Source organism: Burkholderia sp. Ac-20379, assembly GCF_017104645.1.
In the GTDB taxonomy this organism is placed as follows: domain Bacteria; phylum Pseudomonadota; class Gammaproteobacteria; order Burkholderiales; family Burkholderiaceae; genus Burkholderia.
The window spans coordinates 1-1,821 of record NZ_JAAGPF010000635.1 but is presented as its reverse complement, the minus strand read 5'-3'; the positions used below and the strand labels follow the sequence as shown (position 1 = coordinate 1,821).

At 73.0% G+C, this 1,821-nt stretch carries 2 protein-coding genes; both read left to right on the top strand.

Translation table 11 applies throughout. The features are described from left to right. Window position 1: 1 nt before the first annotated feature. Window positions 2–1,114, top strand: coding sequence for a VWA domain-containing protein (locus tag G3N92_RS33445; protein ID WP_339385883.1), 1,113 nt, complete (start codon window positions 2–4; stop codon window positions 1,112–1,114). Next, window positions 1,111–1,821: SWIM zinc finger family protein (locus G3N92_RS33440; RefSeq protein WP_206131778.1), on the top strand; the 711-nt coding region annotated here is incomplete at its 3' end. The genes G3N92_RS33445 and G3N92_RS33440, both read left to right, overlap by 4 nt.

Below are 1,821 nucleotides of genomic sequence, written 5' to 3'. Positions count from 1 at the left end.
CATTCCCGCGCCGCTCGAACGCTGGCGCCTGTTGCTCGGCGATCCGGCCGAATCCGCATGCGGCGCGCTCGGCGCCGACGCGGCGGCCGCCGACGCCGCGCTCGAATGGCTGTACGGCCGCGACGCCGGGCGCGCCGAACGCGGCGAGCGGATGGCCGGCCTCGGGCCGTCGGCGTTGAGCACGCCCGACTGGATCAACGCGATCCATACGCTGTTTCCACGCGAGGTCATCGAGCGGCTCGAACGCGATGCGGTCGAGCGTTTCGGCATCGACGAGGTGGTCACGAACCTGGACGTGCTCGAACGCATCGAGCCGTCCGAATCGCTGCTGCGCGCCGTGCTGCACACCAAGCACCTGATGAATCCGCAGGTGCTGGCCGCCGCGCGCCGGCTGGTGGCCGAGGTGGTTCGGCGCATCATGGCGCGGCTCGCGACCGAGGTGCACCAGGCGTTCGCGGGCACCCGCGACCGGCGCCGCCGCTCGCGCATGCGGATCGCCCGCAATTTCGATTTCCGCCGCACGCTGGGCGCCAACCTGCGCAACTGGCACCCCGAGCGCCGCCGGCTCTATCTCGACACGCCGATCTTCAACAGCCGCACGCGGCGCCGGATCGAGCCGTGGGACATCGTGCTGCTGGTCGACCAGAGCGGCTCGATGGTCGATTCGGTGATCCACAGCGCCGTGCTGGCCGCCTGCCTGTGGCAATTGCCGGGCATGCGCACGCGGCTCGTGGCGTTCGATACCGCCGTGGTGGACCTGACCGCCGACGTGGCCGACCCGGTCGAGCTGCTGATGAAGGTCCAGCTCGGCGGCGGCACCGATATCGGGCGGGCGGTGGCCTATGCGCAGTCGTGCGTCGTCAATCCGTCGCGCACCATCGTCGTGCTGATCAGCGATTTCTACGAGGGCGGCAGCTCGAGCGAGCTGGTGCGGCGCGTCAAGACGCTGACCGCCGGCGGTGCGCGCGTGCTCGGGCTGGCCGCGCTCGATTCGTCCGCCAACCCGGCCTACGACCGCGAGATGGCGGCGCGGCTGGTCAAAGTGGGCGCGCAGGTCGGCGCCATGACGCCGGGCGAGCTGGCCGCCTGGCTGGCCGAGAAGGTGCAGGCATGAGCGCGCCGGTTCGCGGCGATCTGCTCGACCTGACGCCCGAGGCGCTGACGGCGCTCGCCAACGCGGGCTTCGTCAAGCGTGCGCAGAAGGATCTGGCGGCCGGGATCCGGCCGCGGCTGGAGATGGATGCCGGCGGCGCGCTGCATGCCGCGTTCGACGACGGCACCCGCACCAGCCTGCCGCCCGATCGCACCCTGCGCGACGCCCAATGCAATTGCGCGGCGAGCGGCATGTGCCGGCATCGCGTGATGCTCGTGCTCGCCTATCAGGCGCAGCAGCGGGAGCAGGGCGCCGAGGCGGCGGATACGGACGGGGCGGCGTCGAGCGCCGCGGCCGCGGCCGCGGCCGACGCCGAACCGGAGGCCTGGAGCCCCGCGCGATTCGACGACGCGATGCTCGCCGCCAGCTTCGCGCCGACGGTGCTCGATCAGGCCGCGCGTCTGGCCGCCACCCGGCCGGCGATCGCCGTTCAGCCGTGGGCCGGCGCGAGCGTGCCGCCGGCCGCGCGGCTGCCGATGTGCAGCGTGCGCTTCTTCTCGCGCGGCTCGCTCGCGCATGCACGCTGCGACTGCAAGCTCGGCGGCGGATGCGTGCACGTCGTGCTCGCCGTCTGGGCGTTCCGCGCGGCCGGCGAACTGCCGCCGGGCGGGCCTGAAAAGGTGGTCGAACTGCGCGCGCCGTCCACCGGGGCGGAGGCGGACGACGCA